The organism is Ensifer sp. Root1252, assembly GCF_001425885.1.
Classification (GTDB): Bacteria; Pseudomonadota; Alphaproteobacteria; order Rhizobiales; family Rhizobiaceae; genus Ensifer; species Ensifer canadensis.
In genome coordinates this window covers 266,647-290,929 of sequence record NZ_LMDT01000034.1, presented here as the reverse complement: position 1 = coordinate 290,929, position 24,283 = coordinate 266,647, and the positions used below count along the sequence as shown (strand labels likewise).

General features: G+C 62.2%; 21 protein-coding genes and 1 pseudogene. 16 read left to right on the top strand and 6 right to left on the bottom strand.

All coding sequences use genetic code 11. The features are described 5' to 3' along the window. Window positions 1-78 precede the first annotated feature (78 nt). The 4 genes from ASD02_RS28185 to ASD02_RS28170 all read left to right on the top strand — a co-directional run bounded on the left by ASD02_RS28185 (window position 79) and on the right by ASD02_RS28170 (window position 5,694). A complete protein-coding gene (locus ASD02_RS28185; RefSeq protein ID WP_057211459.1) occupies window positions 79-1,125 on the top strand; it encodes a glutathione S-transferase family protein in 1,047 nt (348 codons plus the stop codon). Between the two features lie 306 nt (window positions 1,126-1,431). Next, on the top strand, window positions 1,432-2,688 hold the full coding sequence (locus ASD02_RS28180; protein WP_025426391.1) for a cyclopropane-fatty-acyl-phospholipid synthase family protein: 1,257 nt from the start codon (window positions 1,432-1,434) through the stop codon (window positions 2,686-2,688). Between the two features lie 172 nt (window positions 2,689-2,860). Then, window positions 2,861-5,167, top strand: coding sequence for a Tex family protein (locus tag ASD02_RS28175; protein ID WP_025426392.1), 2,307 nt, complete (start codon window positions 2,861-2,863; stop codon window positions 5,165-5,167). 209 nt (window positions 5,168-5,376) lie between these two features. Continuing rightward, a complete protein-coding gene (locus tag ASD02_RS28170) occupies window positions 5,377-5,694 on the top strand; it encodes a hypothetical protein (protein ID WP_057221487.1) in 318 nt (105 codons plus the stop codon). A gap of 136 nt (window positions 5,695-5,830) precedes the next feature. On the opposite strand, the gene rkpK is transcribed toward ASD02_RS28170, so the two are convergent. From rkpK to ASD02_RS28155, 3 genes are all read right to left on the bottom strand, one after another. Then, window positions 5,831-7,144: a UDP-glucose 6-dehydrogenase gene (gene rkpK, locus ASD02_RS28165; RefSeq protein ID WP_025426394.1), complete on the bottom strand. Its 1,314-nt coding sequence runs from the start codon at window positions 7,142-7,144 to the stop codon at window positions 5,831-5,833. A gap of 72 nt (window positions 7,145-7,216) precedes the next feature. After that, entirely contained in the window at window positions 7,217-8,260 is a 1,044-nt protein-coding gene (locus tag ASD02_RS28160) for an NAD-dependent epimerase (protein WP_057211454.1), read from the bottom strand. Between the two features lie 69 nt (window positions 8,261-8,329). After that, window positions 8,330-8,662 carry a helix-turn-helix domain-containing protein gene (locus ASD02_RS28155; RefSeq protein WP_025426396.1) on the bottom strand — a complete coding sequence of 111 codons (333 nt, stop codon included), beginning with the start codon at window positions 8,660-8,662 and terminating at the stop codon, window positions 8,330-8,332. Between the two features lie 49 nt (window positions 8,663-8,711). Between ASD02_RS28155 and ASD02_RS28150 the strand changes: the two genes are divergently transcribed. Continuing rightward, the gene (locus ASD02_RS28150; RefSeq protein ID WP_025426397.1) at window positions 8,712-9,194 is read left to right on the top strand and encodes an SRPBCC domain-containing protein; all 483 of its coding nucleotides are present in this window, start codon (window positions 8,712-8,714) and stop codon (window positions 9,192-9,194) included. Between the two features lie 13 nt (window positions 9,195-9,207). After that, on the top strand, window positions 9,208-9,564 hold the full coding sequence (locus ASD02_RS28145) for a glyoxalase/bleomycin resistance/dioxygenase family protein (protein WP_025426398.1): 357 nt from the start codon (window positions 9,208-9,210) through the stop codon (window positions 9,562-9,564). Between the two features lie 16 nt (window positions 9,565-9,580). Here the strand turns inward: ASD02_RS28145 and ASD02_RS28140 are convergent, their stop codons facing one another. Next, the gene (locus ASD02_RS28140; protein ID WP_025426399.1) at window positions 9,581-10,318 is read right to left on the bottom strand and encodes a L,D-transpeptidase; all 738 of its coding nucleotides are present in this window, start codon (window positions 10,316-10,318) and stop codon (window positions 9,581-9,583) included. A 236-nt stretch (window positions 10,319-10,554) separates the two neighbouring features. Between ASD02_RS28140 and recO the strand changes: the two genes are divergently transcribed. The 5 genes from recO (at window position 10,555) to ASD02_RS28115 (ending at window position 16,550) form a co-directional block, all read left to right on the top strand. Beyond that, entirely contained in the window at window positions 10,555-11,301 is a 747-nt protein-coding gene (gene recO / locus ASD02_RS28135) for a DNA repair protein RecO (protein WP_038576811.1), read from the top strand. A gap of 63 nt (window positions 11,302-11,364) precedes the next feature. Continuing rightward, complete coding sequence (locus tag ASD02_RS28130; RefSeq protein ID WP_057211453.1) at window positions 11,365-11,874, top strand: PaaI family thioesterase; 510 nt, start codon at window positions 11,365-11,367, stop codon at window positions 11,872-11,874. Window positions 11,875-12,127: 253 nt separating this feature from the next. Continuing rightward, entirely contained in the window at window positions 12,128-14,956 is a 2,829-nt protein-coding gene (locus ASD02_RS28125) for a DUF2339 domain-containing protein (protein WP_057221520.1), read from the top strand. Window positions 14,957-14,965: 9 nt separating this feature from the next. After that, window positions 14,966-15,622, top strand: a complete 657-nt coding sequence (locus tag ASD02_RS28120; protein ID WP_025426403.1) for an HD domain-containing protein — start codon at window positions 14,966-14,968, stop codon at window positions 15,620-15,622. 79 nt (window positions 15,623-15,701) lie between these two features. Then, window positions 15,702-16,550 carry an MOSC domain-containing protein gene (locus tag ASD02_RS28115; RefSeq protein ID WP_025426404.1) on the top strand — a complete coding sequence of 283 codons (849 nt, stop codon included), beginning with the start codon at window positions 15,702-15,704 and terminating at the stop codon, window positions 16,548-16,550. A gap of 29 nt (window positions 16,551-16,579) precedes the next feature. Here ASD02_RS28115 and ASD02_RS28110 read toward each other — a convergent pair. Next, a pseudogene (locus tag ASD02_RS28110) lies at window positions 16,580-17,502 on the bottom strand (phytanoyl-CoA dioxygenase family protein). A gap of 129 nt (window positions 17,503-17,631) precedes the next feature. Between ASD02_RS28110 and ASD02_RS28105 the strand changes: the two are divergent. The 5 genes from ASD02_RS28105 (at window position 17,632) to nadC (ending at window position 23,704) form a co-directional block, all read left to right on the top strand. After that, window positions 17,632-18,498: an AraC family transcriptional regulator gene (locus tag ASD02_RS28105; protein ID WP_025426406.1), complete on the top strand. Its 867-nt coding sequence runs from the start codon at window positions 17,632-17,634 to the stop codon at window positions 18,496-18,498. A 106-nt stretch (window positions 18,499-18,604) separates the two neighbouring features. Then, window positions 18,605-19,843 carry an MFS transporter gene (locus tag ASD02_RS28100; protein ID WP_025426407.1) on the top strand — a complete coding sequence of 413 codons (1,239 nt, stop codon included), beginning with the start codon at window positions 18,605-18,607 and terminating at the stop codon, window positions 19,841-19,843. 169 nt (window positions 19,844-20,012) lie between these two features. Beyond that, window positions 20,013-21,092, top strand: a complete 1,080-nt coding sequence (gene nadA / locus ASD02_RS28095; RefSeq protein WP_025426408.1) for a quinolinate synthase NadA — start codon at window positions 20,013-20,015, stop codon at window positions 21,090-21,092. A 55-nt stretch (window positions 21,093-21,147) separates the two neighbouring features. Continuing rightward, window positions 21,148-22,746, top strand: coding sequence for an L-aspartate oxidase (locus ASD02_RS28090; protein ID WP_025426409.1), 1,599 nt, complete (start codon window positions 21,148-21,150; stop codon window positions 22,744-22,746). A gap of 49 nt (window positions 22,747-22,795) precedes the next feature. Continuing rightward, window positions 22,796-23,704 carry a carboxylating nicotinate-nucleotide diphosphorylase gene (nadC, locus tag ASD02_RS28085; protein ID WP_025426410.1) on the top strand — a complete coding sequence of 303 codons (909 nt, stop codon included), beginning with the start codon at window positions 22,796-22,798 and terminating at the stop codon, window positions 23,702-23,704. 113 nt (window positions 23,705-23,817) lie between these two features. Here nadC and ASD02_RS28080 read toward each other — a convergent pair whose 3' ends face one another. After that, on the bottom strand, window positions 23,818-24,060 hold the full coding sequence (locus ASD02_RS28080) for a hypothetical protein (RefSeq protein WP_025426411.1): 243 nt from the start codon (window positions 24,058-24,060) through the stop codon (window positions 23,818-23,820). Window positions 24,061-24,283: the final 223 nt, after the last annotated feature.

Here is a 24,283-nt window from a genome sequence, read left to right as displayed (position 1 = left end):
TCAACCGGCCGCCGAATTGACCGGCACGCGCCCGCGTGTGAGTGAGTTGGCATTCCCCGTAGGTTCAGGAGAGAATTCATGCCGCAGCTCGTCGATGGAAAATGGGTCAAGGGTGACGTTGCTGCGAGCGAGATGAAGGGTGGCGCCTTTTTCCGCGAGCCGACCCGTTTCCACAGCTGGATCACGGCCGATGGCGGCCCCGGCCCGCAGGGGCAGCCAGGTCTTCCGGCGGAGGCCGGGCGCTTTCGTCTGTTCGTTTCGTACCTCTGCCCCTGGGCGTCGCGCACGATCGCTTTTCGCAATCTCAAGGGACTGCAGGACGTCATCGGGCTTACCGTCTCCGACCCGCTGCTAGGCGAGGATGGTTGGGTCTACGACGAGCCTGTGGACGCTGGCGGGCGTGTTGGTCTGATCCGTTATCATCACGAGCTCTATACGGCGAGTGATGGCCATTACACCGGCAAGGTGTCGGTCCCCGTCCTTTGGGACATGAAGGAAGGGCGCATCGTCAACAACGAATCCGCCGACATCATCCGCATCCTGAATTCGGCTTTCGACGACCTGACCGGCAACCGCCTCGATTTTTACCCTCAAGCGCTGCGTGCGGAGATCGATCACTGGAACGACCCGATTTACGAGCGCGTCAACAACGGCGTCTACCGCGCCGGGTTCGCCAAGTCTCAAAGCGCCTATGACGAGGCCGTCACGAGCCTGTTCGGGATGCTCGACGAGCTCGAGCGCCACCTGGCGGCCAATCGTTACATCGCCGGCGAGTACCTGACGGAGGCCGATATCCGTCTGTTCGTGACATTGATCCGGTTCGATGCGGCCTACCACGGCGTCTTCAAGTGCAATCTTCGCCGGATCGAAGATTATCCGGCGCTTTCCAACTATCTGCGCGAAATCTACCAGTGGCCCGGCATCGCCGAGACGGTGCGCATCGACCATATCAAGCGAGGCTATTACGGCATCGCCCACGTCAATCCGACCCGCATCGTGCCTGTTGGTCCCATGCTCGATTTCACCCGGCCGCATGACCGGCATTCCCTACCGGGTCGCGGGGTCGTCGGAGCTGAGGCCAATTCGGCCGATTTACTAAGCAAACAAATCTTTGAGGGGGCATAAAAAGCCCATTGCCAATCGTTTGAAGCTTACTAAGTTAGTGTAAGTTCTGATGGATAGGAGCCCGATGGCGGCTGGCATGGCGAATTTCCGGCAGCGCGCGCACGAGGAGCGCCGCATCTGTTCCGGATACCATGAGGCCACGCCAGAGCCGGTTTTCGCCGCTTCCGGAATTAGGTCGCGTCATGCCCCTGCGTTCCGCATCATTCTTCATGCGCGCCGCAACGCTTTCCCGGAAGCCCCGATAGAACCGGCCCCGTCGCCGCTCCTACGCAGCAGGACACAGGATGTGTCTGGCAGGGGTTGGATATGAATGCGGCATTGTTGAATTTGCTTCGCCGTCTGGTGCGCAAGGGCAATCTGACGGTGTTTTTTTCTGCGGGTGAGCAGGTCATTCTGGGTGACGGCTCGGGAAAGCCGGCAACGATCCGCATTGTCGATGCGGAAGCTGAAAAAGCGATCGCTATCGACCCGGGGCTTCGTTTCGGCGAGCTTTATATGGATGGCCGCGTCGTCATCGAGGACGGCGACATTTTCGATGTGCTCTCGATAGTAAAGGAAAACGGTCTGGAGAACGCCGCGACTGTTCCCAACACGCTGGTTGCTCTTCAGCATGTGTTGCGCCAGCAGGTGAAGAGCCGCATGCCGGTCAATCGCAACCGGCACAATGTCGCCCATCACTATGATCTCGATCGCAAGCTCTTCAATCTGTTCCTCGATCAGGACTGGCAATATTCCTGCGCCTATTTCGAGCCGCCGGGCATCTCGCTCGATGAGGCGCAACTCGCCAAGAAGCGCCATATCGCCGCCAAGCTGCTGCTTGAACCCGGGCAGAAGGTGCTTGAGGTCGGCTCCGGCTGGGGCGGGATGGCGATGTATCTTGCGGAATCCTCCGGCGTCGAGGTGACGGGCATCACACTCAGCGAAGAGCAGCTGAAGATCTCGCGCGAGCGGGCGGCCAAGCGAGGCTTGTCCGATCGTGTCCGCTTCGAGCTTCAGGACTATAGGACGATGCAGGGGCGGCAGTTCGACCGCATCGTGTCGGTCGGTATGTTCGAACATGTCGGCATCGGCAATTACGGCCGATTCTTTCGCAAGATCAGGGAATTGTTGAAGCCTGAGGGCGTGATGCTGTTGCACTCGATCGGGCAGGTCTACAAACCCTGGGCGACCAATCCATGGATCGAGAAATACATCTTCCCCGGCGGTTACATCCCGGCGCTTTCGGAGGTTCTGCCTTCCGTTGAAAAGACCCAGCTTCTCGTCAAGGATATCGAGATCCTGTCGATGCACTATGCCTGGACATTAAGGGCGTGGCGGGAGCGTTTCCTCGCGCGGCGCGAAGAGGCGGTAAAGCTGTTCGACGAGCGCTTCTTCCGGATGTGGGAGTTCTATCTCGCCGCGTCGGAGACGGCCTTCCTGCATGACAAGCACTTCATCTTCCAGCTGCAGCTGTCGCCGTCGCTCGATACGGTGCCTTTCGCACGCGGTTACATCGAGGCGAAGGAACGGGAACTGATGGAATTCGAAATGACCCGCCCGCCGCTTGAGCTGGTGGATATTTAACGCATGTCGCCCGAAAGTGCGCCGCGGTTTCGGTGCAACGACATCCTTAGAAAACACAGGTCGAGCGCACCTCTCCTGTGGAGTTCCGGTTTCGCCACGCAAGCCTTCACTTGGCCTTGAAGACCTGCGCCTTTATGGTCGCCGACTGAAAACAGGAAAGACGGATCCCACCATGGCCAGCCCAGCAAAACCCATCGCCGCCATCATTGCCAGCGAGATCAAGGCGTCGACCTCCCAGGTAATCGCCGCGGTGGAGCTGCTCGATGAGGGCGCGACGGTGCCGTTCATCGCGCGTTACCGCAAGGAAGTGACCGGCGGGCTCGACGACACGCAGCTGCGCACGCTGGCTGAGCGTCTGACCTATCTGCGCGAACTGGAGGCAAGGCGGGGTTCGATCATCGAATCGATCCGCGGACAGGGCAAGCTGACCGACGAACTCGAAGCCAAGATCGCCGCGGTGGAAACCAAGGCCGAACTCGAAGATATCTATCTGCCCTACAAGCCGAAGCGGCGCACCAAGGCGGAGATCGCCAAGGAGCGGGGCCTTGGGCCGCTTGCCGAAGCTATTCTCGCCGACCGGACGGTCGCACCGGCTGACCGCGCCGCAAAGTTTCTGACGGCAGATGTGCCCGATGTGAAGACGGCGCTTGACGGCGCGCGCGACATTATCGCCGAAGGCATGGCGGAGAATGCCGACCTGCTCGGCCGCCTGCGCAATCACATGAAGGGCGCGGCGTTCCTGCGGGCCAAGGTCGTCGACGGCAAGCAGGCGGCGGGTGCCAAGTTCTCGGACTATTTCGATCATTCCGAACGCTGGGCGACCACACCGGGTCACCGGGCGCTTGCCATGCTGCGCGGCTGGAACGAGGAGGTGTTGTCAGTCGATATCGTCGTCGATCAGGACGATACGTCTCCCGTCAAACCGGTCGAGCGCATGATTGCGGCCGCCTACAATGTCGGCGGACAGCTGCCGGGCGACAAATGGCTTTCCGAGGTTATCGGTTGGACCTGGCGCGTGAAGCTGTCGATGTCGCTGTCTCTCGACCTGATGCGCGAGCTGCGCGAACGGGCGGAAGAGGAAGCAATCCACGTTTTCGCCCGCAACCTGAAGGACCTGCTGCTGGCCGCTCCGGCCGGCTCGCGCGCGACGATGGGGCTGGATCCGGGCATTCGCACCGGCGTCAAGGTCGCCATTGTCGATGGTACCGGCAAGCTTTTGGAGACAACGACCGTTTATCCGTTCCCGCCGAAGAACGATGTCCGCGGCACGCAGGCCGAGCTGGCATCGCTGGTCCGCAAGCACAAGGTCGAGCTGATCGCGATCGGCAATGGCACCGGCAGCCGCGAGACGGAGAAGCTTGTCGCCGACATGCTTGCCCAACTGCCGGCGCCAAAGCCCACCAAGGTCATCGTGTCCGAAGCCGGTGCTTCGGTCTATTCCGCCTCGGAGACGGCCGCACTTGAGTTCCCCGGTCTAGACGTCTCCCTGCGTGGCGCCGTCTCCATCGCCCGGCGCCTGCAGGACCCGCTGGCTGAGCTCGTCAAGATCGAGCCGAAGTCGATCGGCGTCGGCCAGTATCAGCACGATGTCGACCAGTCGAAGCTCAACCGCTCGCTGGATGCGGTCGTGGAAGACGCGGTGAACGCCGTCGGTGTCGATGTGAATACGGCATCCGCACCGCTGCTTGCGCGCGTCTCCGGTCTCGGCAAGTCTTCGGCAGAAGCGATCGTCGCACACCGCGATGCCGCCGGACCGTTCGCCAGCCGCAAGGAACTCTTGAACGTCGCGCGTCTCGGCGCCCGCACCTTTGAACAGTGCGCCGGCTTCCTGCGCATTCCTGATGGCAAGGAGCCGCTCGATGCGTCGTCGGTCCACCCGGAAGCCTATGGTGTCGCCAAGAAGATCGTCGCGGCCTGCGGGCGCGATGTGCGCGCATTGATGGGCGACAGCGCTGCGTTGAAGCAGCTCGATCCGCGTGTCTTCGTCGATGAGCGTTTTGGCCTGCCGACGGTGAAGGACATTCTGGCCGAACTGGAAAAACCGGGCCGCGACCCGCGCCCGAGCTTCAAGACCGCGACCTTCGCCGAGGGCATCGACGACATCAAGGATCTGAAGGTCGGCATGCAGCTCGAAGGCACCGTGACAAATGTTGCCGCCTTTGGCGCCTTCGTCGACATCGGCGTCCATCAGGATGGCCTCGTTCATGTTTCGCAGCTTGCGGACCGGTTCGTGAAGGACCCCCATGAAGTGGTCAAGGCCGGCGACGTGGTTCAGGTGCGGGTGACCGAGGTGGATGTACCGCGCAAGCGCATTGGCTTGACCATGCGCAAGGACATCGGTGCCGATACGGGCCGCGAGGCGAGGGCGCCGGCATCGAACAACGGCAATCGCAGCGCGCCAGCGCGTCCGCAGAAGCCGCAGCAGCCGTCGCAGGGCGCCTTTGGTGCCGCGCTCATGGAAGCGATGAAGCGCAAGTAATACGGGTCGCCCAGAAGTCGTATCGGTTCCCGGGTTACTCTCCGTAAATTAGTCAATTGTAATATACGGATTGCTCCGCCATACTGATCTCGTGGCGGCACTTGTATCGTGTCGCGAGCAAGTGCCGATCATAACAATGCCGGTCAACGGCGGATGAGGTCAGCGGAAACTCCTTTTCCGCCGGGTTTCCCGGCGAAAGGAGGTGCGTCATGGGACGCAATATGATCCGTGGCCTCGCTCGAGCCGTCACATTGGCGGCCGCGGTGACGGCACTTCCAAACCCGGCAAGTTCGCAGGTGATGGCGAACTGTGCCGCGCGATCCGAAGTGATCGAATTTCTCATGCGACAGTATCAGGAAAAGCCTGCGGGGATCGGATTGATCAACCCGCATGCGGTGATGGAAATCTATGCCGCCGATAGCGGCACCTGGACCCTGATCGTCACGGATGTCACCGGCCGAAGCTGTGTCATCCTTGCCGGCAAAAGCTGGGAGGCACTGCCGCCCCAGCCGATACCGAAGGCATAGAGCATGTCGCGCAAAAGTGTGCAGCGGTTTTGCGATAACGACATGCGGCATAACAGGAAACTTTAAGTCTGTCGCCGCCTGTCGCAGACGATCGCCGGGCAGGGCGCCCGGCGTTAGATTCCGTGTCTTGCAGCCCTCACTGCGGCCGGCCGACGCTGGCATAGGCAAAGCCGTGCTTTGCAACTTCGTCGGGGCGATAGATGTTTCTGAGGTCGACCAGTACCGGCGCCTTCATCACGGCTTTCAACCGGCGGAAGTCGAGCGCGCGGAACTCGTTCCATTCGGTCACGATCACCAGCACGTCGGCCTCTGCGGCTGCCTCGTACGGATCCTTGGCGAAATCGAGACCGTCCATCAGTTTCTTGGCGTTTTCCATGCCTTCCGGATCATAGCCGACGACATGGGCGCCGGCGTCCTGCAGCGTCTGAACCACGGTGATGGCCGGGCTGTCGCGCATGTCGTCGGTGTTCGGCTTGAAGGTGAGGCCGAGGACGGCGACCTTGCGTCCGCGTACATCGCCGCCGGCAGCCGCGATAACCTTGCGGCCCATGGCGCGCTTGCGGTTGTCATTGATGGCGACGGTGGTCTCGACCAGGCGCACGGGGCTGTCGAAGTCCTGGGCGGTCTTGACCAGCGCCAGCGTGTCCTTCGGGAAGCAGGAGCCGCCGTAACCCGGGCCGGCATGCAGGAATTTTCCACCGATACGGCCGTCGAGGCCGATGCCGCGGGCAACGTCCTGCACGTTGGCGTCGACCTTCTCGCAGAGATCGGCCATCTCGTTGATGAAGGTGATCTTCATCGCCAGGAAAGCGTTGCCGGCGTATTTGATTAGTTCGGAGGTGCGGCGCGAGGTGAAGACCAGCGGCGCCTGGTTGAGGTAGAGCGGACGGTAGACCTCGGTCATGACGTCGCGGGCGCGCGCATCATCGTCGGCAAGGCCGATGACGATGCGGTCGGGGCGCTTGAAGTCCTCGATGGCGGCACCTTCGCGCAGGAATTCCGGATTGGAAACCACGGCGAAATCGGCGTCCGGGTTGGTTTCGCGGATGATGCGCTCGACCTCGTCGCCGGTGCCGACCGGAACCGTCGACTTCGTCACGATGACGGTGAAACCCTTGAGGTTGACGGCGATCTCGCGCGCTGCGGCGTAGACATAGGAGAGATCGGCATGGCCGTCGCCGCGACGCGACGGCGTGCCGACGGCGATGAAGATCACGTCGCTGTCCGCGACCGCCGAAACGAGATCCGTGGTGAACGACAGGCGGCCGGACTGGACATTGCTCGCGACGAGATGGTCGAGGCCGGGTTCAAAGATCGGAATGCGCCCCTGCATCAGGGCATCGATCTTGCTTTCGTCCTTGTCGAGGCAAACCACGTCATGGCCGAAATCGGCAAAACACACACCCGAAACAAGGCCGACATAGCCGGCGCCGATCATCGTGACTTTCATCTGCTCTTCCTTTTGTTGCGAGAGCTTCGCTTATGCAAAGTGTGGCGACGGCAGTCGTCGCCGATGGTTGCCTCAGGCCTGCCGGGCCGGCGAGCCAGCCTTCTCGGAGCGACCGTAATATTCGTCATACCAGGCTGCAAAGCGCGCGACACCGTCTTCCACCGAAATCGACGGCTTGAAATCGGTGAGCGCCTCAAGCAGATCCGGAGACGCATAGGTGCGTGGCACATCGCCCTGCTGCATCGGCAGCATGTTGCGAAGCGCCGGGCGACCGACTGCCTTTTCGATCGTCTCGATGAAGGTCATCAGTTCGACCGGCTGGCCGCCGCCGATATTGACGACGCGGAATGGCGCCTGCCGCGACAGCGTGTCCTGCGCCTTTTCGGATGGCACCCGGTTTTCCTCCGAGGGGAGGACATGCGAAAGCCTGAGGATGCCTTCGACGAGATCGTCGATATAGGTGAAGTCGCGGCTCATGCGGCCTTCGCCGTAAATGTCGATCGGCCGGTCGTTGTGGATGGCGTCGATGAACTTGAACAGCGCCATGTCGGGCCGACCCCAGGGGCCATAGACCGTGAAGAAACGGAAGGCCGTCGTCGGCACCTTGTAGAGATGGGCATAGCTGTGCGCCATCAGTTCCATCGATTTCTTCGTCGCCGCGTAGATCGTCATCGGCTCGTCGGCCCGGTCTGTCTCGGCGAAAGGGATCTTTTCGTTGGCGCCGTAGATCGATGAGGTCGAGGCCAGCATCAGGTGCTTGGGGCCGATTTCGCGCGCCAACTCCAACATGTTCCAGGAGCCGATGAGGTTGGAATCGACATAGGCCTTGGGGTTTTCCAGGCTGTAGCGGACGCCGGCCTGGGCAGCCAGATGGATGATGACCTCCGGCTCGGCAAGCTCTGCGGCGTGGTTCAGCGCATCCCGGTCTTCCAGCATGCCGACGACCGCCTTGAAGCCGTTCGAGCGGGCGAGGATCGCGTGGCGCTGTTCCTTGAGCGTGACGTCGTAGTAGGGCGTCATTCCGTCGAAGCCGACGACGAAATGCCCTTCGTCGATCAGTCGCTTTGCAAGATGAAAACCGATGAAGCCGGCCGTGCCGGTGATGAGGTAGCGCAAGACGATATCCCCAGATTGCGTTGTCGCGCGTTCATACGAAGAAAGCAGGGCAATGGAAAGCCGAAACCGTCATTCCGAGGGGCGGTCGAGCCCTTGCTGAAGGGCGGAAAGGATCGACATCGCCTGGCCGGCATACTGGCTGATCCAACGATTGTGGATGGCCTGGATCGGCATGGCGTTGAGGTGGTTCCAGCGCTCGCGGCCCTCACGCTGAACGATCACCAGATCGGCGTCTTCGAGAACTCTTAAATGCTGCATGACGGTGCAGCGATCAAGGCTGTCAAACTGCTCGCAGAGCATGCCGGTCGTCTGCGGCTCATCCTTCAGGGCGTCGAGGATCTGTCGGCGCAGGCCGTTGGCGAGTGCCTTGAAAACAAGGTCATCTTTCGAATCGGTTGACATGTTATATTTTTATAACATATGCTGTGTCAGCACAATGGGAGAAGAGGTCATGTCTTTCGAATTTCGTGTGAATGGACGCATCGACCGGCCTGTCGCCGAGGTATTCGATGCCGTGGTCAATCCTGATCAGATCAGCAAGTACTTCGTCACCCTTGGCGGGGTCAGTGGGCCCTTGGTCGCCGGAACAACGGTTACCTGGTGGGGCAACGTGCCGATAGAGGTCGAGGCCGTGGAACCCCACGAGCGCATCGTCCTTCGCTGGGATGCGATGGTGGAGAAGGAGGAGGAGCCTTATCGCACCAAGGTCGAGATGCGCTTCCAGCCACTCGAGGACGGCGCCACCATGGTGACGATCGCCGAAACCGGCTGGCGCGAAAACGCGCGCGGACAGAAGAGTTCCTACATGAACTGCGAGGGTTGGTCGCAAATGCTGGCCTGCATGAAGGCCTGGCTCGAATACGGCATCAACCTGCGCCAGGGCTACTACGTCAGCGAATTGTCCGGGCAGCCCGCAACCGAGCCGCCGCTTTAAGGGAGATCACACGATGACGATTACGGGTGGTATCAACATCGCTATGAAGGTGCCGTCGCACCAATATGAGGCGGTCGTCGCCTTCTACCGCGACACGGTCGGTCTCGAGCCTTTCGACGAGAAGGCGCCGGCCAAGGGTTTTATCCTCGGTCCTAACAGGCTTTGGATCGACGAGGCGCCGAATTACAGCCAGGCGGAGGTGTGGCTCGAACTCTTCACCGACGACCATGAGGCCGCACTCGGCGGGCTTGCCGAAAAAGGCGTGGTGCGCTGCGATGCGGTCGAGGATCTCGGCGAAGGCTTTCGCGGCGGCTGGATCATGAACCCGGCCAACATTGTGCACATGCTGCGCACGCCGGACGCCTGGTAGGCGCCCGGCAGCGGGATTAGTAGGCGAACGGCTCGCCGGCGTTTGCCGGCGTCGACATTGGCGCGAGCGTCTCATTCATCGGCGCTTCCGCCTGCAGCACGACGACGCGCGAATCCTTCGGCACGCGGCTGTAGAGATCGATGATATCAGGGTTGAAGAGCCGGATGCAGCCGCTCGATACCGCCTTGCCGATCGACCAGGCCTCGGTGGTTCCGTGGATGCGGAACAGCGTGTCGCGGTCGCCCTGGAAAAGGTAGAGCGCGCGCGGCCCAAGCGGGTTGCGCACGCCCGGTTCCATGCCGCCGGCAAGCGGGCCGTAGCGTTCGGGTTCGCGCGCGACCATGCTGGAGGTGGGCGTCCAGCGCGGCCATTCGGCCTTGCGGCCGATACGGGCTTCGCCTTCGAATTCCAGGCCGGCCTTGCCGACCCCGATACCGTAGCGCATCGCCATGCCGCCGTCCTGGACCAGGTAGAGGAAGCGATTCTGCGTGTCGATCACGATGGTGCCGGGCGGCTCATGGGTCGCATAGGCAACCTGCTGGCGCAGATAGCGCGTATCGACCTTCCTGATATCGATGGCGTCGAGCGGAAACTTTTCGTCCGGCTTCGGTCCATACATCGCGACATAGTAGGGATCGGGTCCCTTCGGCTTCGCCGGTCCGCCGCTGGTCACGCAGCCTGCGAGCGTGGACGTGGCAAGAAGGAGGGCGAAGAGCTGCGCCAAGCGGCCGGCGCTGTTCCGGGACACACACATAATCGGGTCAATATTCCTGCTGATTGCATTTCGGGAGGGAGCGGACGTTGCCGCCGTGTACGGCCGTTCTAATGCCAAACATGGCCTCGGGGAGGCAAGAGCGCGACGGAATTGAGGCAATTGGTGAGTGTCACCGAAAGGCGACAGTGCGGAGGTCTGCGTGAAAGCGCTAGATCGCGATGCCAGACTGGCATCATCGCTTGATCCGCTTTCCATCGCGGGTGTATGCCTTTTTCATGCAATGGAGCGATCAGGCCATCATTCTCGGGATCAGGCGGCACGGCGAAAGCTCGGCCATCGCCGAAGTCATGACTGCGTCGCGGGGCCGGCATCTTGGCATGGTGCGGTCCGGCCGTTCGCGCACCATGCAGCCCGTCCTTCAGCCGGGAAATACCGTCGAATTGACCTGGCGCGCGCGGCTCGATGAGCATATGGGCGAGTTCCGCATCGAGCCGCTCGAACTCCGGGCGGCGCGGCTGATGGAGGCGGCCACGTCAGTCTATGGCATCCAGGCGCTGGGCGCGCTTTTACGCCTGCTGCCGGAGCGCGATCCGCATCCGCATCTCTATGAGGCGCTGGCCGTCATCGTCGATCACCTCGAGGATCCGGCCGATGCCGGTGAACTGTTCGTGCGCTTCGAACTTGCCGTTTTGAACGATCTTGGTTTCGGGCTTGATCTGACCGAATGCGTGGCGACCGGAACGCGCGAAGACCTGGCCTTCGTGTCGCCGAAGTCGGGCCGGGCCGTCTGCCGCGCAGCCGGCATGCCCTATGCCGACCGCATGCTCGCGCTGCCGGAGTTTCTCGCCGTCGAAGCGCGAAGTGCGGCCGACTATGACAGCCTTGCCGCCGCCTTCCGCCTGACGGCCTTCTTTCTCAACCGCCATGTCTATGAGCCACGCGGCCTCAAGGTTTCGTCCGCGCGCGATGGTTTCGTCAATGCGGCGCTCAAGGCATTGAGGCCTTCTTCTTCAGCCGCGTGATCGACAGCGCCGCGCGTCCGATCGGGCGTGTGAAAGAGGCTGTCACACCTCAAGGGAGTTTGCATGTTTCAAGAACTTTTCCCCGGCATGCCTGTATCCGGCATCGGCGTGCTTCCGCTGGATCGCGTTGCGCGCGACGGCGGCCTCAAGGTCATGCAGGATCTTTTGAAGGGCGACCTGCCGGCGCCGCCGATGTCGGCAACGCTCAAGTTTGGCCTGACCGAGGTCGAGGAGGGGCGGGTGGTCTTCAAGGGGCTGCCGACCGAGGAGCATCTGAACCCGCTTGGAACCGTGCATGGCGGCTGGACGGCGACGGTGATGGATTCGGCGCTGGGATGCGCAGTGTTCACGATGATGAAGCCCGGCGAGGCCTACACCACTGTCGAATTCAAGGTAAACCTGGTGCGGCCCTTGCTGCCCGGCATGGGCGAAGTCTTCTGCGAAGGCAAGATCGTCCACCGTGGCCGCACCATCGCCACGTCGGAGGCCTGGCTGCGTGATGCTGGTGGCAAGCTTCTGGCGCACGGGACGGAAACCTGCGCGATCTTCCCGATCGACAATCTGCGCCGATAGCAGCCGCCCTTTCCCCGACGCTGCAACGATCGTCGGCGCTCACATGGGCGCCGGCGGAAGTCGCATACGTGAGTGGGATGCCGTTGGCTGTGCCTCATAGCTGCTCGGCTGTCGCGACGCCGGCGCATCACGTGAATGAAACTTATACATTTCCGCGAAGAGATTGGGGCTCTCAACCGTCTATGCCTTTGGCGGTCGTGCAAAACTCTGTATGGTCGCGATCGGCCTGCGAATATTGCCGCCAGGGGAAAACATGATTGAAGTTATTGCCTTAGTCGCTTTTGTTCTGGCGCTCTCCGCCTTTTTCGGCGGCAGGAAGACAGCAGAACGGTTGGACAGCGAAGTCGCCGCGCTCAAGAAGGAGATCGCGCGATTGACGGCTGCGGCCGGGCTCGCAGCGCCGGAAGGCGATATCGCGTCGGAGCAGGCGGCAGCGCTTTCTGAACGCTCCGCCGATGCGGTGACCGACGATGATGAAGGCGTCGATGGGCTCTCGGCGAGCGCTCGCGAAGGCGCAAGGATCTTCGGCAATGCCGAACCGACCGAGCCCGAAACCGCATCCGACGAAGCCGTGGCCGCGAGCGTCGAGGCGACCTCCGTCGATGCAGCGCCATCCCGGCAGGTGGAAAGCCTGGAAAGCCGTCTCGGTGCCCGCTGGGCCGTCTGGGTCGGCGGCATCGCACTGGCGCTCGGTGGCGTCTTCATGGTCAAGTATTCGATCGACGCCGGTCTTCTGAGCCCTGCCGTCCGGCTGACGCTGGCCGCACTCTTCGGTTTGCTGCTGGCTGCGGCTGGCGAGGTCATTCGCCGTCGCGCCGTGCCCGTTATCGCCAACGAATTCCAGAATGCGATGATCCCCGGCATCCTCACTGCCGCCGGTGCCGTCACGTTGTTCGGGGTCGCCTATGCGGCTTATGACATCTATGGCTTCATCGGCACGGCGACGGCCTTCGTGCTGCTGGCGATGATTTCGCTCGCAACCGTCGGCCTGTCGTTGCTGCATGGGCAGGCGCTGGCCGGCCTCGGCTTGCTTGCCTCGCTGATCACACCGTTGCTGGTATCGAGCGATGAGCCGCGCCCCTGGGTTCTCTTCGGCTTCCTGTCGGTCGTGTGGCTCGCGACCTTATTGGCGTCGCGGTTGCGGCGCTGGATGGTCGTGCCGACGCTCGCCAATGTCGGCATCGGGCTCTGGGGGCTTGCCTATGTCACCGCGGTATCGCCCTTCGACGCGCTGCCGGTCGCCTTTGCGCTGCTGGTGATGATCCTGGGTGTCGGGCTGGTCTGGCCGGGTGCGATGGACACCGATGCGCCCAGTGAGCCGTTGCCTGAGCCGACGAACCGCCCGATTGCGGTTGCCGGCCCGTGGGAGAAGCTCTTCACGCCGGCCTATGCCGCCATCAGCGTTTCCGCGGCCATTGCCGCGACCGTGCTCGCTCTGATCTTCATCAGCCCGGCCGTCAGCGCCGTGGAATATCCCGTCAAGGAGTTCTTCGTCGTGGTCGCGGCCCTGGCCGCACTCAGCGCATGGCGGACGAATGCCGTCTATCCGGCCCTGCTGTCTGCCCTCGGCGCGATCGTCGGCATCGGCAGCCTGACGGCGCTGAGCGGCGTCCTTGCCTATCTCGACTCTTCGCTTGCCGGTGTTGCGCCGGAGATCGTTCTGCCCAGCCGAACCGCGACGCTGACGGCCTTGCTGCTGGCAACGCTGTTCGTGCTGTTCGGCGCATTCGTGCTCACCCGCCGCCTGCGCGAACACCCGCAGTTCGCTATCCTGTGGGCCGGCATTGCCGCCGTCGTTCCGGTTGCTCTGACCACGATGTCATTCCTGATGACCGGCAACTACACCTTCGATCTGCCGCACGGCCTTTTCGCGCTCGTTGTCGGTGGTGGTCTGCTGGCGCTTGCCGATTGGCTCTATCGCCGTGACGGCGAAGCAGAGGGCGTGGATATCGCCTCGAGCCTTCTGGTTACCGGCTCCTTTGCGCTCTTCGTGATCGCCTTGCATGCCTGGACCGATGGCCTCGTCACCACCCTGGCGATTGCGCTGCTTGGGACTGCCTATGCCGGCGCGACCCGTGTTCGGACCTGGCCAATCCTGCCCTGGATGACCGGCGCAGCGGCGATCGTCGTTCTTGGCCGTATCGCCTGGGAGCCGACGATCGTCGGCGCTGAAAACCTCGGCACCACGCCGGTGTTCAATGCGCTGTTGCCGGGCTACGGCATTCCCGCGCTCTTGCTTGTCGCCTCTGCCTATCTCGTCCGATCCTGGCCGGATGTGCGTGTGCGCAACCTGCTGCAGGCCCTGGCGAGCCTCTTCGTGCTGTTGACGCTGGCGATCCTCGTTCGCCATGCCATGAACGGTGGCGTGCTCGACAGCGCCGTACCGACGCTTGGCGAGCAGTCGATCTACACGTTGCTGGCGATCGGTGCCTCGGGTGTGTTCATGACGCTGGACATGAAGTCACCAAGCCCTGTCTTCCGCTACGGCGGCATGGGGCTTGGCGTGTTCTCGATGCTCTCGGTTCTCTCAGCGCATCTCTTCGGGCTCAATCCGTATTTCAGCGGCGAACTCTTGGGGGCCATCCCGTTCTTCGATCTGCTTTTGATCGGCTATCTCCTGCCGGGCATCGGTTATGCGGGCCTTGCCTGGTATGCGCGCGGCAAACGACCATTGCCCTACGTCATGGCGCTCGCCGTCAGTGGCGCGATCCTCGCTTTTGCATGGGCAACGCTTTCCGTCCGGCGCCTCTGGCAGGGGGAGAACATCGTGGACTGGAAAGGCTTCCTGCAGGGTGAGACCTACACCTATTCGGTCGTCTGGCTGGTGCTCGGCGTGCTGCTTTTGGTGTTCGGCTCGCGCTTCAATGCCAAGAGCATTCGCATCGCCTCGGCCGTGCTGGTCTTCATTGCCGTTCTGAAGGTCTTCCTGATCGACATGTCCAATCTCGAGGGCTTCCTGCGCGCGCTCTCCTTCATCGGGCTCGGCGGCGTTTTGATCGGCATCGGGCTGTTCTACCAGAAGATCCTTTCGGGCGTCGGCGTGACGCGGCAGTCGTCTGCTGCGCCGACACAGCCGCAATAGGTTGATGCCATGACTCGTAATTTTGCATTGGCGGCGGCATTCGCGCCGCATGCTGATCTCGCCGCCGTTCTCCTGCCGCATGCTTTTGCGGCAGATGACGGTTCGCATGATGCATCCCACCTGATCCGGGTCTGGAAGAACGCCGCCCGCATCCATGCCGAAGAGGGTGGTGACGAACGCGTGCTCTCCGCAGCCGTGTTGCTGCACGATTGCGTTTCTGTCGAAAAGAACTCGCCGCATCGCACGCAGGCCTCAAGGCTTGCGGCTGAAAAAGCCGCCGACATCCTGCGCGATCTCGGCTGGTCGGCTGAAGCCATATCGTCCGTCGCCCATGCAATTCTCACCCACAGCTTTTCGGCCAGCATCACGCCCGAGACGATCGAGGCGAAGATCCTGCAGGATGCAGACCGACTGGATGCGATCGGCATGGTCGGCGCTGCCCGCTGCTTCTACATCGCCGGGCGCATGGGCAGCGGCCTTTACGATCCGCTCGATCCGCTGGCAGAGGATCGAGAGCTCGACGACAAGGCCTTTGCCATTGACCATTTCGAGACCAAGCTGTTCAAGCTGGCCGATGGATTTCAGACGGCTACCGGTCGCAGGCTGGCGCTCGAACGCCAGCAACGGCTGCGCGATGTGCTTGCCATGATGCTGGATGAAATCTAAGCCTTTCAATCCATTACCGCCGTCCTGTGAATCAGATCGCGAACGGCCTGAATCTGTTTCTCAACGTGGAGCGTTTTCGATGAAGGTGACCGGACTGAACATTCATCCGCTGAAGAGCGGCCGGGCGATCCCGCTTGAGACGGTCACCGTCAATCTCGATGGTTTCGAGGGCGACCGCCGTTTCATGCTGGTGGAGCCGGATGGGCGTTTCATCACCCAGCGCGAGCTGCAGACGCTGGCACAGGTCGAGGCAAACCACATTGATGGCGGCGTGCAGCTGAAGATGGGCGACAAGGCACTCATCGTGCGCTTCGATCCTGACCAGCGGCTCGACGTGCGCGTCTGGGCAAGCGACGTCGATGCGGCAGTGGCCGACGATGCAACAAACGAGACGCTGTCGGGCTGGTTCGGCCGGCCCGTCAAGCTTGCCCATATGGATGCTTCGGCGGAGCGTTTCGTCGGTGCCGAGTGGGCCGGCACGGCAGCACCCGTCGGTTTTGCTGATGGCTTTCCGGTGCTGATCACCACCACAGGCTCGCTTGCCGATCTGAACCGTACACTTGCGGAGAAGGGGCAGGAGCCCGTCGGCATGGACCGGTTCCGCACCAACATCCTGCTCGATTGCGATGAGGCCTGGGACGAGGATTTCTGGGAGAGCCTGGAGATCGGCGGCATCCGCTTCGATTTCGTCAAACCCTGCGCCCGCTGCATCATGACCACCCAGGACCAGATCACCGGCGAACGCATCGGCGGCAATCCGATCCAGGGCCTCGCCGAAAAGCGCATGTCGGCCGACCGCCGCGTGGCGGGCGTGCTGTTCGGTTGGAACGTCGTGCCGCGCGGCGAAGGAACCTTGAAGCTCGGCGACGAGGCGCGGATTGTCGACCGGCGCCGGGAGCGCTGGCCGATGAAGGTGCGCGCTTCCTGAACCGGCGGAAGCCACCTACGATCTCCGCCTCAGAACCAGGGCGTTACGCCGAGCAGCTTTGCCCCGAGGTCCGAGAGGTTGGCGGGCGTGGCGTTGTGCTTTTCCCATTCGCGCGGATCGCCCGGAAAGGCGTCGCGCTTCGGATGGTCGAGCTCCCGCCAGAGCCGCACGCGTTCTTCGCGTTCGGCTCTGTTGTTCCACTTGGCTGGATGCATGGAGATGTACTGTGCCATGCGAACCCTGCCATCGGAATGGTTGGGCCGGACGCCGTGGGCAAGCAGGCTGTTGAAAATCATCAGGTCACCTGCCTCCATCTCGATATTGACGGTCGAAAGGCCTGACATGTCGGGGTGCATGGGGTCTCTGTCCGCCGGTTGGGTCTTTTCCCAGGTGGCGAAGTTTTCAAACAGCTCAGGAACACACTGAAAGCCGCCGACATCGCCATCCTGCTTCTGCAGGCTGAGCACGCCCTGGACGCCGATCGGCAGCGGACGGATCGAGGTGTCGACGTCCCAATGAATGAAACCGTTGGGATTTCCCTTGACCCTTTTCGGCGGGTTGAGGTTGGCGCGGTCGATCGTCACCCAAAGATCCTCCCGGTCCCAGATATCGACGAAGGCACCAAGATGCGCGGTTCCTGGCGATTGTCCCAGAGATATTGGTGATTGTAGATCTCCAGCATGCCGGTGTTGTTGAGTTCCTTCATCTTGTGTTCGCGGCGCTGCGGCGCGTACCAGGTCGAAGGGTCGGCTGGATCCTTCTCGTCGAAGCGCCAGAGCAGTTCGACGAGCCGCTCGACATTGGCTGCCGGCACGGCCTGCCGGACGATCACGTAACCCTTGGTGATCCAGTGCTGCCAGTCCTCCTCCGAGAGCACGCGCAACGGGAGGCGCTTCTTGATGTCCTTCAGTTGGGTTTCGGCGGCGGCTGTGGGGTGGCTGTCTCTGAGCATGCGCAAGGCCTCCTGTGCATCTGCGTCTTTCTGTCGATGCAGGCAGATTAGGCGTTCCGTGGCTGGCATGTTGCCTTCGTACGGCAAAGATTGGTACTAATCTGGCGTCATGATCCAGATGAGCGCAATATGAAGGCCGTTCTGCAGAAGATCCCAAGGCCCACGGAAGCATCCTCCATCCTTCTCGACCGACGGCTTGACGATTGCATCCCGTTTCAGTGGCATCACCATCCGGAATTCGAGCTGACCCTTACGCTGAACTCGCGCGGCCAGCGTTTCGTCGGCGACCACATCGGCACCTATGATGATGGCGATCTCGTGCTGGTCGGGTCGAACCTGCCGCACACATGGCATTCCGCGTCCAAGGTCGATGAGGGGGCGCCCCATGTGGCGCTGGTACTCTGGTTCCACCCGGAATGGGTGGAGCGGATGCAGGACGGCTTTGTCGAGCTCGGTGGCGTGCGGGCAATGTTCGATCGCTCCGCGCCCGGCCTGCAATTCTCGCAAGGAGCAGCCCGTCGCGTTCGGCCGCTGTTCGAGCGCCTGCGTACGCTCGAGCCTGAAGAGCGGTTGCCGGATGTCCTTGCGCTGCTGACGATCCTTGCGCGGGACGAGCATGTAACGCCATTGTCTAACCGGGTCGTCGCGCCCTCGGGCAGGGCCGTCGATCGTGGTCGCCTCGACCGCGTGCTCGATCACATCCACCTCACCTATGCCGAAAGCCCTTCGATGGACGAGCTTGCGGATATTGCCGCCCTCAGTCTCTCGGGCCTGCACCGCCTGTTCCTGCGCCATCTCGACATGCCGATCTCGGAGTATCTGATGCGGCTGAGGATCGGCGAGGCCTGCGCGCTTCTATCCGGCTCCGGAAAATCCATCGCTCATGTGGCCGAGGCGGTCGGCTATCGCTCGATCGCCAATTTCAACCGGCAGTTCAGGGTCCAGAAGGGTATGACGCCACGACTGTTTCGCCAGCGGTTTCAGCATGTCCGATGAGTGGCTTCCGGCCTCATCAATTCCGGTGATCGCGTCGTCAATTTAATTGGCTTTTATCTATTTTAGCGTCCGCGTAGGGTCGCGCTTCGTCATCAGGAGAAAACCCATGTCCGCCATTTCGGGAGCATCCGCGCCGTCGAGCGTTCGCCAGGAAATGCCTTGGCTGATTATTGTCGCCGGCTCGCTCGTTGCGATGCTCACCTTCGGTCCTCGCTCGGCGATGGGCTTCTTCCAGCTGCCGATGCTTGCCGAGACCGGTTGGGACCGCACGACCTTCGGTCTGGCAATGGCGTTGCAGAACCTCTGCTGGGGGCTGAGCCAGCCCTTCTTCGGCGCGATCGCCGACAAGTTCGGCACCTGGCGCGTGCTGACCATGTCGGGGCTTCTCTACGCCTCCGGCCTGTTCATCATGGCCCACGCCAATGCGGCGATCTGGTTGCACATCGGTGGCGGCGTCTTGATCGGCATGGCTGTCGGCTCCGGTTCGTTCGGCATTCTGCTCTCCGCATTCGCCCGCAACGTCACGCCGCACCAGCGCTCCATGGCCTTCGGCATCTGCACGGCGGCAGGGTCCGCCGGCATGTTTCTGTTCGCGCCTCTGAGCCAGGGGCTGATCTCCGCCTATGGCTGGTCGGACAGCCTTGTCTATCTCGGGGTGTTGATGTTGCTGGTGCCGTTGTTCGCCATTCCGTTGCGTGGAAACGCTTCCTCCGGCCGGCAGACGGAAGCGCAGTACAAGCAGTCGATCGGTCAGGCGCTGAAGGAAGCGCTCGGCCACAAGAGCTACCTGCTACTGGTCTCCGGTTTCTTCGTCTGCGGCTACCAGGTGGCCTTCATCACCGCGCATTTCCCTGCTTATATCGGCGACATCGGCATCGACGCCCGCTATGCGGTAATCGCGCTGGCGCTGATCGGGTTCTTCAACATCATCGGCTCGCTGTCGGCCGGCTTCATCGGCCAACATTATTCCAAGCCCTATTTCCTGGCGCTGATCTACATTGCCCGGTCGGTCGCGGTCACCGCCTTCCTGCTGCTGCCGCAATCGCCGACCTCGGTCATTGTCTTTGCAATCGTCATGGGCTTGCTCTGGCTTTCGACCGTGCCGCCGACAAACGCGCTCGTTGCCATCATGTTCGGGACACGCCATCTCGGCCTGCTCGGCGGCATCGTCTTTCTCTCGCACCAGGTGGGTTCGTTCCTGGGCGTGTGGATGGGCGGATACCTCTATGACCGCTTCGGCTCCTATGATCCGGTATGGTGGCTAGGCGTGGCGCTCGGCCTGTTTGCGGCCGTCGTTCATTGGCCGATCGAGGAGAAAGCCGTTCCCCGGCCTGCCATGGCCTGAAGAAATCCGTGAACGGGGCGTCGCAAAATGCGACGTTCCGTTCTTGAATTCTGTCACAAAACTTTCTAAATCAATCCATGCGGCTTTGCCGCTTTTGTTTTGGTTCAATTATGCTCATTTTGAGCATAATTGAAGAGCCGCCCAGGAGAGGGGCGGAGAGGAGATCTCGATGACGCGCCTTGACACCCGCACGCAGGCCGTGGCGAACCCGGTTCTTGTAAGCGCCGCCCAGCGCTTCGGCGTCATCGAAAGACCCGAGCTTGCTTTCACACCCGCAGTCGCGCGCGAGACGGAGCATCTTTACGAGAAGGTGAAGGATTTCATTCCGGCGATCGAGTGGCCGGTCTATGCGCCTTACGTTCACGCCATCAACCGGCTGAAGAAAGAGCGCAACGCCGTCATCCTCGCGCATAACTACCAGACGCCCGATATCTTCCATTGCGTCGCCGATATCGTCGGGGACTCGCTGCAGTTGGCGCGCGACGCCAGCAAGGTCGATGCCGAGATCATCATCCAATGCGGCGTTCACTTCATGGCGGAGACCTCCAAACTGTTGAGCCCGGAAAAGACCGTGCTGATCCCTGATGGAAAGGCCGGCTGCTCGCTGTCGGAATCGATTACCGGCGCGGATGTACGGTTGCTGAAGCAGCGTTACCCCGGCGTTCCCGTCGTCACCTACGTCAACACCTCCGCCGACGTGAAGGCCGAGACGGATATCTGCTGCACCTCGTCGAACGTGCTTGCGGTCGTTGAGAGCTTCGCATCGGACACGGTGCTGTGCATCCCGGACGAATATCTGGCCATGAACGTCGCACGCCAGACCAACAAGAAGATCCTGACCTGGAAGGGCCACTGCGAGGTGCATGAGCGCTTCACCGCCGCCGAACTGCTGGCCTACAAGGAAGCCAATCCGGGCATCGAGATCATCGGCCATCCCGAATGCCATCCGGATGTGATTGCCGTTTGCGATTTCGCCGGCTCGACATCGGGCATGATCAACTACGTCAAAGACCACCGGCCGTCGAAGGTCCTGCTCGTCACCGAATGCTCGATGGCATCGAACATCCAGGCCGAGATCGAAGGCGTCGAGTTCATCAAGCCCTGCAATCTCTGTCCGCACATGAAGCGCATCACGCTGCCGAAGATTCTCGACAGCCTGCTCACCATGACGGAAGAGGTTCTGGTCGATCCGGCGATCGCCGATCGGGCGCGCCTTGCAGTCGAACGCATGGTCAACCTCAAGCAATAACACCTGCCGGGCGAAAGGCCCGGCATACAAGCATGCGCTGGAGGAGAGCCGCACCATGCTGAGAGATCATTTCCGTCCGCAATCCTTCAACGGGATTGACGATATCGTCATCGTCGGCGGCGGCCTTGCCGGCCTCTTCTGCGCGCTGAAGCTCAGCCCCCGGCCGGTAACCATTCTCGCCGCCGCACCGATCGGCCACGGCGCCTCGTCGGCCTGGGCGCAAGGGGGGATCGCTGCGGCGATGAGCCCGGGCGACACTTTCGAGAAACACGTCGCCGACACGTTGACGGCGGGGGCCGGCATCGTCGACGAGAAGATGACGCGCATGATGGTGGCCGAAGGTCCCGCGCGCATTCACGATCTGCTGGAATATGGCGTACCCTTCGACCGCGATCTCGAAGGCAAGTTGATCCTGTCGCGCGAAGCTGCCCACTCCGAACGCCGCATCGTGCGCGTCAAGGGCGACATGGCCGGCAAGGCGATCATGGAAGCGCTGATCACGGCTGTGCGCAACACCCCGTCGATCCGCATCATCGAAGGCTATGTGGTCGAAGAGCTGGTGCGCGAAGGCCGCTTCATCTCCGGCGTCATCGCCCGGCCGGATGCCGGCCAGGCGAAGAAGCGCGTTTCGTTTCCGGCGCGGGCCGTGGTTCTGTGTTCCGGTGGCATCGGCCACCTCTATGCGGTGACAACCAACCCTTGGGAAGCTTGCGGCCAGGGTCTCGGCATGGCGGCGCGGGCAGGGGCGATCATCGCCGATCCGGAATTCGTCCAGTTTCACCCGACGGCGATCAACATTGGCAAAGACCCGGCGCCGCTTGCGACCGAGGCGTTGCGTGGCGACGGCGCCCAGCTTATCAACTCGGCCGGGCATCGCTTCATGCTTGACATTCACCCGGACGGCGAGCTTGCCCCACGCGACATCGTCTCGCGCGGCGTGTTCGCCGAGGTCCAGGCCGGTCGCGGCGCCTTTCTCGATTGCACCAAGGCGGTCGGCAAGCATTTCCCGGACATGTTCCCGACAGTCTATGCCTCGTGCATCGGTGCCGGCATCGATCCGGTGACGCAGCCGATCCCGGTCGTACCGGCGGTGCACTACCACATGGGCGGCGTGCTGACGGATGCTGAGGGCCGCACCTCGATCGACGGTCTTTGGGCAGCCGGCGAAGTGACGTCGACCGGCGTGCACGGCGCCAATCGGCTGGCCTCCAATTCGCTGCTGGAAGCGGTGGTTTTTGCCGCCCGCATCGCCGAAAACATCAAGGGCACCCTGCCGACGCCGCAGCTTACCCAATGGGGCGACAATGCCGGCGAAAACGACGACCCGGTCACGGTCGAAGACAGCCCGCAGCTCACGATCCTGCGCAGCCTGATGAGCGACTGCGTCGGCGTGGTGCGCACGCGCGAAAGCCTGTTGCGGGCGATCCGCGAAATTTCGGCGCTCGAGCGCGACAACACCCGCATGCGCTTCACCAACATCATCACCACCGCCAAGCTGATCGCCGTCGGCGCCCTTCGCCGCACCGAGAGCCGTGGTGGCCACTACCGCGCCGATTGCCCGACGGAACAGCCGGAATGGCGGCGCAGAACCTACCTGACGCTTGCGGAAGCGAACCGTCTGGCGGCCGACGTCGCGGAAGCCGAAACGGCCTGAGCATGGCGCGCAATAGTCACTTGAGAATAGAGACAGGACCAACGACCAGATGACTGCAGCCCTTCGCCCCGAACTGCCCGCCCTCATGGTCGAGGATCAGGTGCGTGCCGCCTTGCTCGAAGATCTCGGTCGCGCCGGCGACATCACCACCCTGTCGACGATCGGGCCGGAACTGTCGGCAACGGCTGGCATGAACGCCCGCGATCCCGGGGTGATTGCCGGGCTTGAGCTGGCGCGGACAGCGTTCCGCTTCGTCGATCCGTCCATCGTCTTCGAGGCTCTGGTTTCGGACGGAGATCGTGTGACACCGGGAACGGCGATTGCCCGCATCTCTGGTCGCGCCCGCGGGCTTCTGTCGGCCGAGCGCGTTGGCCTGAACTTCCTCATGCATCTCTCGGGCATTGCCACCTACACCGCGAAATTTGCCGACGAGATTGCCCACACGCGCGCAAAGGTCTGCTGCACCCGCAAGACGATCCCTGGCCTGCGCGCGCTGGAGAAATACGCCGTGCGTCTCGGCGGTGGCTCCAATCATCGCTATGGCCTCGACGACGCCGTGCTGATCAAGGACAATCACATCGCCGTCTCCGGCGGCGTTGCCGGCGCCGTCCATGCGGCGCGCGCCTATTGCGGTCATCTGGTCAAGATCGAGATCGAGGTCGATGGCCTCGACCAGATGCGCGAGGCGCTGACTGCGGCACCGGACGTCATCCTGCTCGACAATATGGGACCGGTGCGCCTGCGCGAAGCCGTCGCCATCAACGCCGCCCATTGGCAGCTTGGCGACGAGGCCTATGCCGCAGACCCGCGGCGCACGCGCCTGGAAGCTTCCGGCAACGTCAGGATCGACACGGTACGTGCCATCGCCGAGACCGGCGTCGACTATATCTCGACCTCCAAGATCACCATGGCCGCTCCGACGCTCGACATCGGTCTGGACGTAGCGATCAAGCACTGAGGCGCTCCGACGCGTAAGCGCCGCGATAATGCTTGAAGCGCGCCGCATAGGGCCCTGAATCGATTCCGGTTTAAGGAGTTGTTTAGTGGCCGTCGGCGCAGTTGAGGCCGACGCTAGCGCTGCATGATGAAGGGGCAGACGACGCGTTTGTCGATGGTGATCTCCGTGCCGCAGTCATAGCGACAGATCTTGAACTGCCCTCGCATGTCCTGGCCGTTGAGGTTGCAGATCGTCACCTGGCCGCGGCCCATCTGGTTGTTCTTGAAATAGTCGGGGATCGCCTTGTTCCCCTGCGGGTTCGGCAGGAGAGGCTGGTCCGTCAGGAGGCTGGTGAGCAGCGCAAGCGCAAGCAGCATGTGTTCTTCCCTAAAGCATTTCCAGAAAAAGTGCGGAGCGATTTTCCGTTCGGAAATGCGTTAAAACAAAGAGGTAGAGTGCTTCTTTGACTCCGTTTCAACCGGAAGCGCTCTAGCCGGCCACAGAGCCGGCACCATATCCAATTGAACGAATGTAGCGCGCATTGGCCGAAGTGTTAGATGCAGTCCGCACATTAAACCCGCCGCAACGATGTCATCGCCA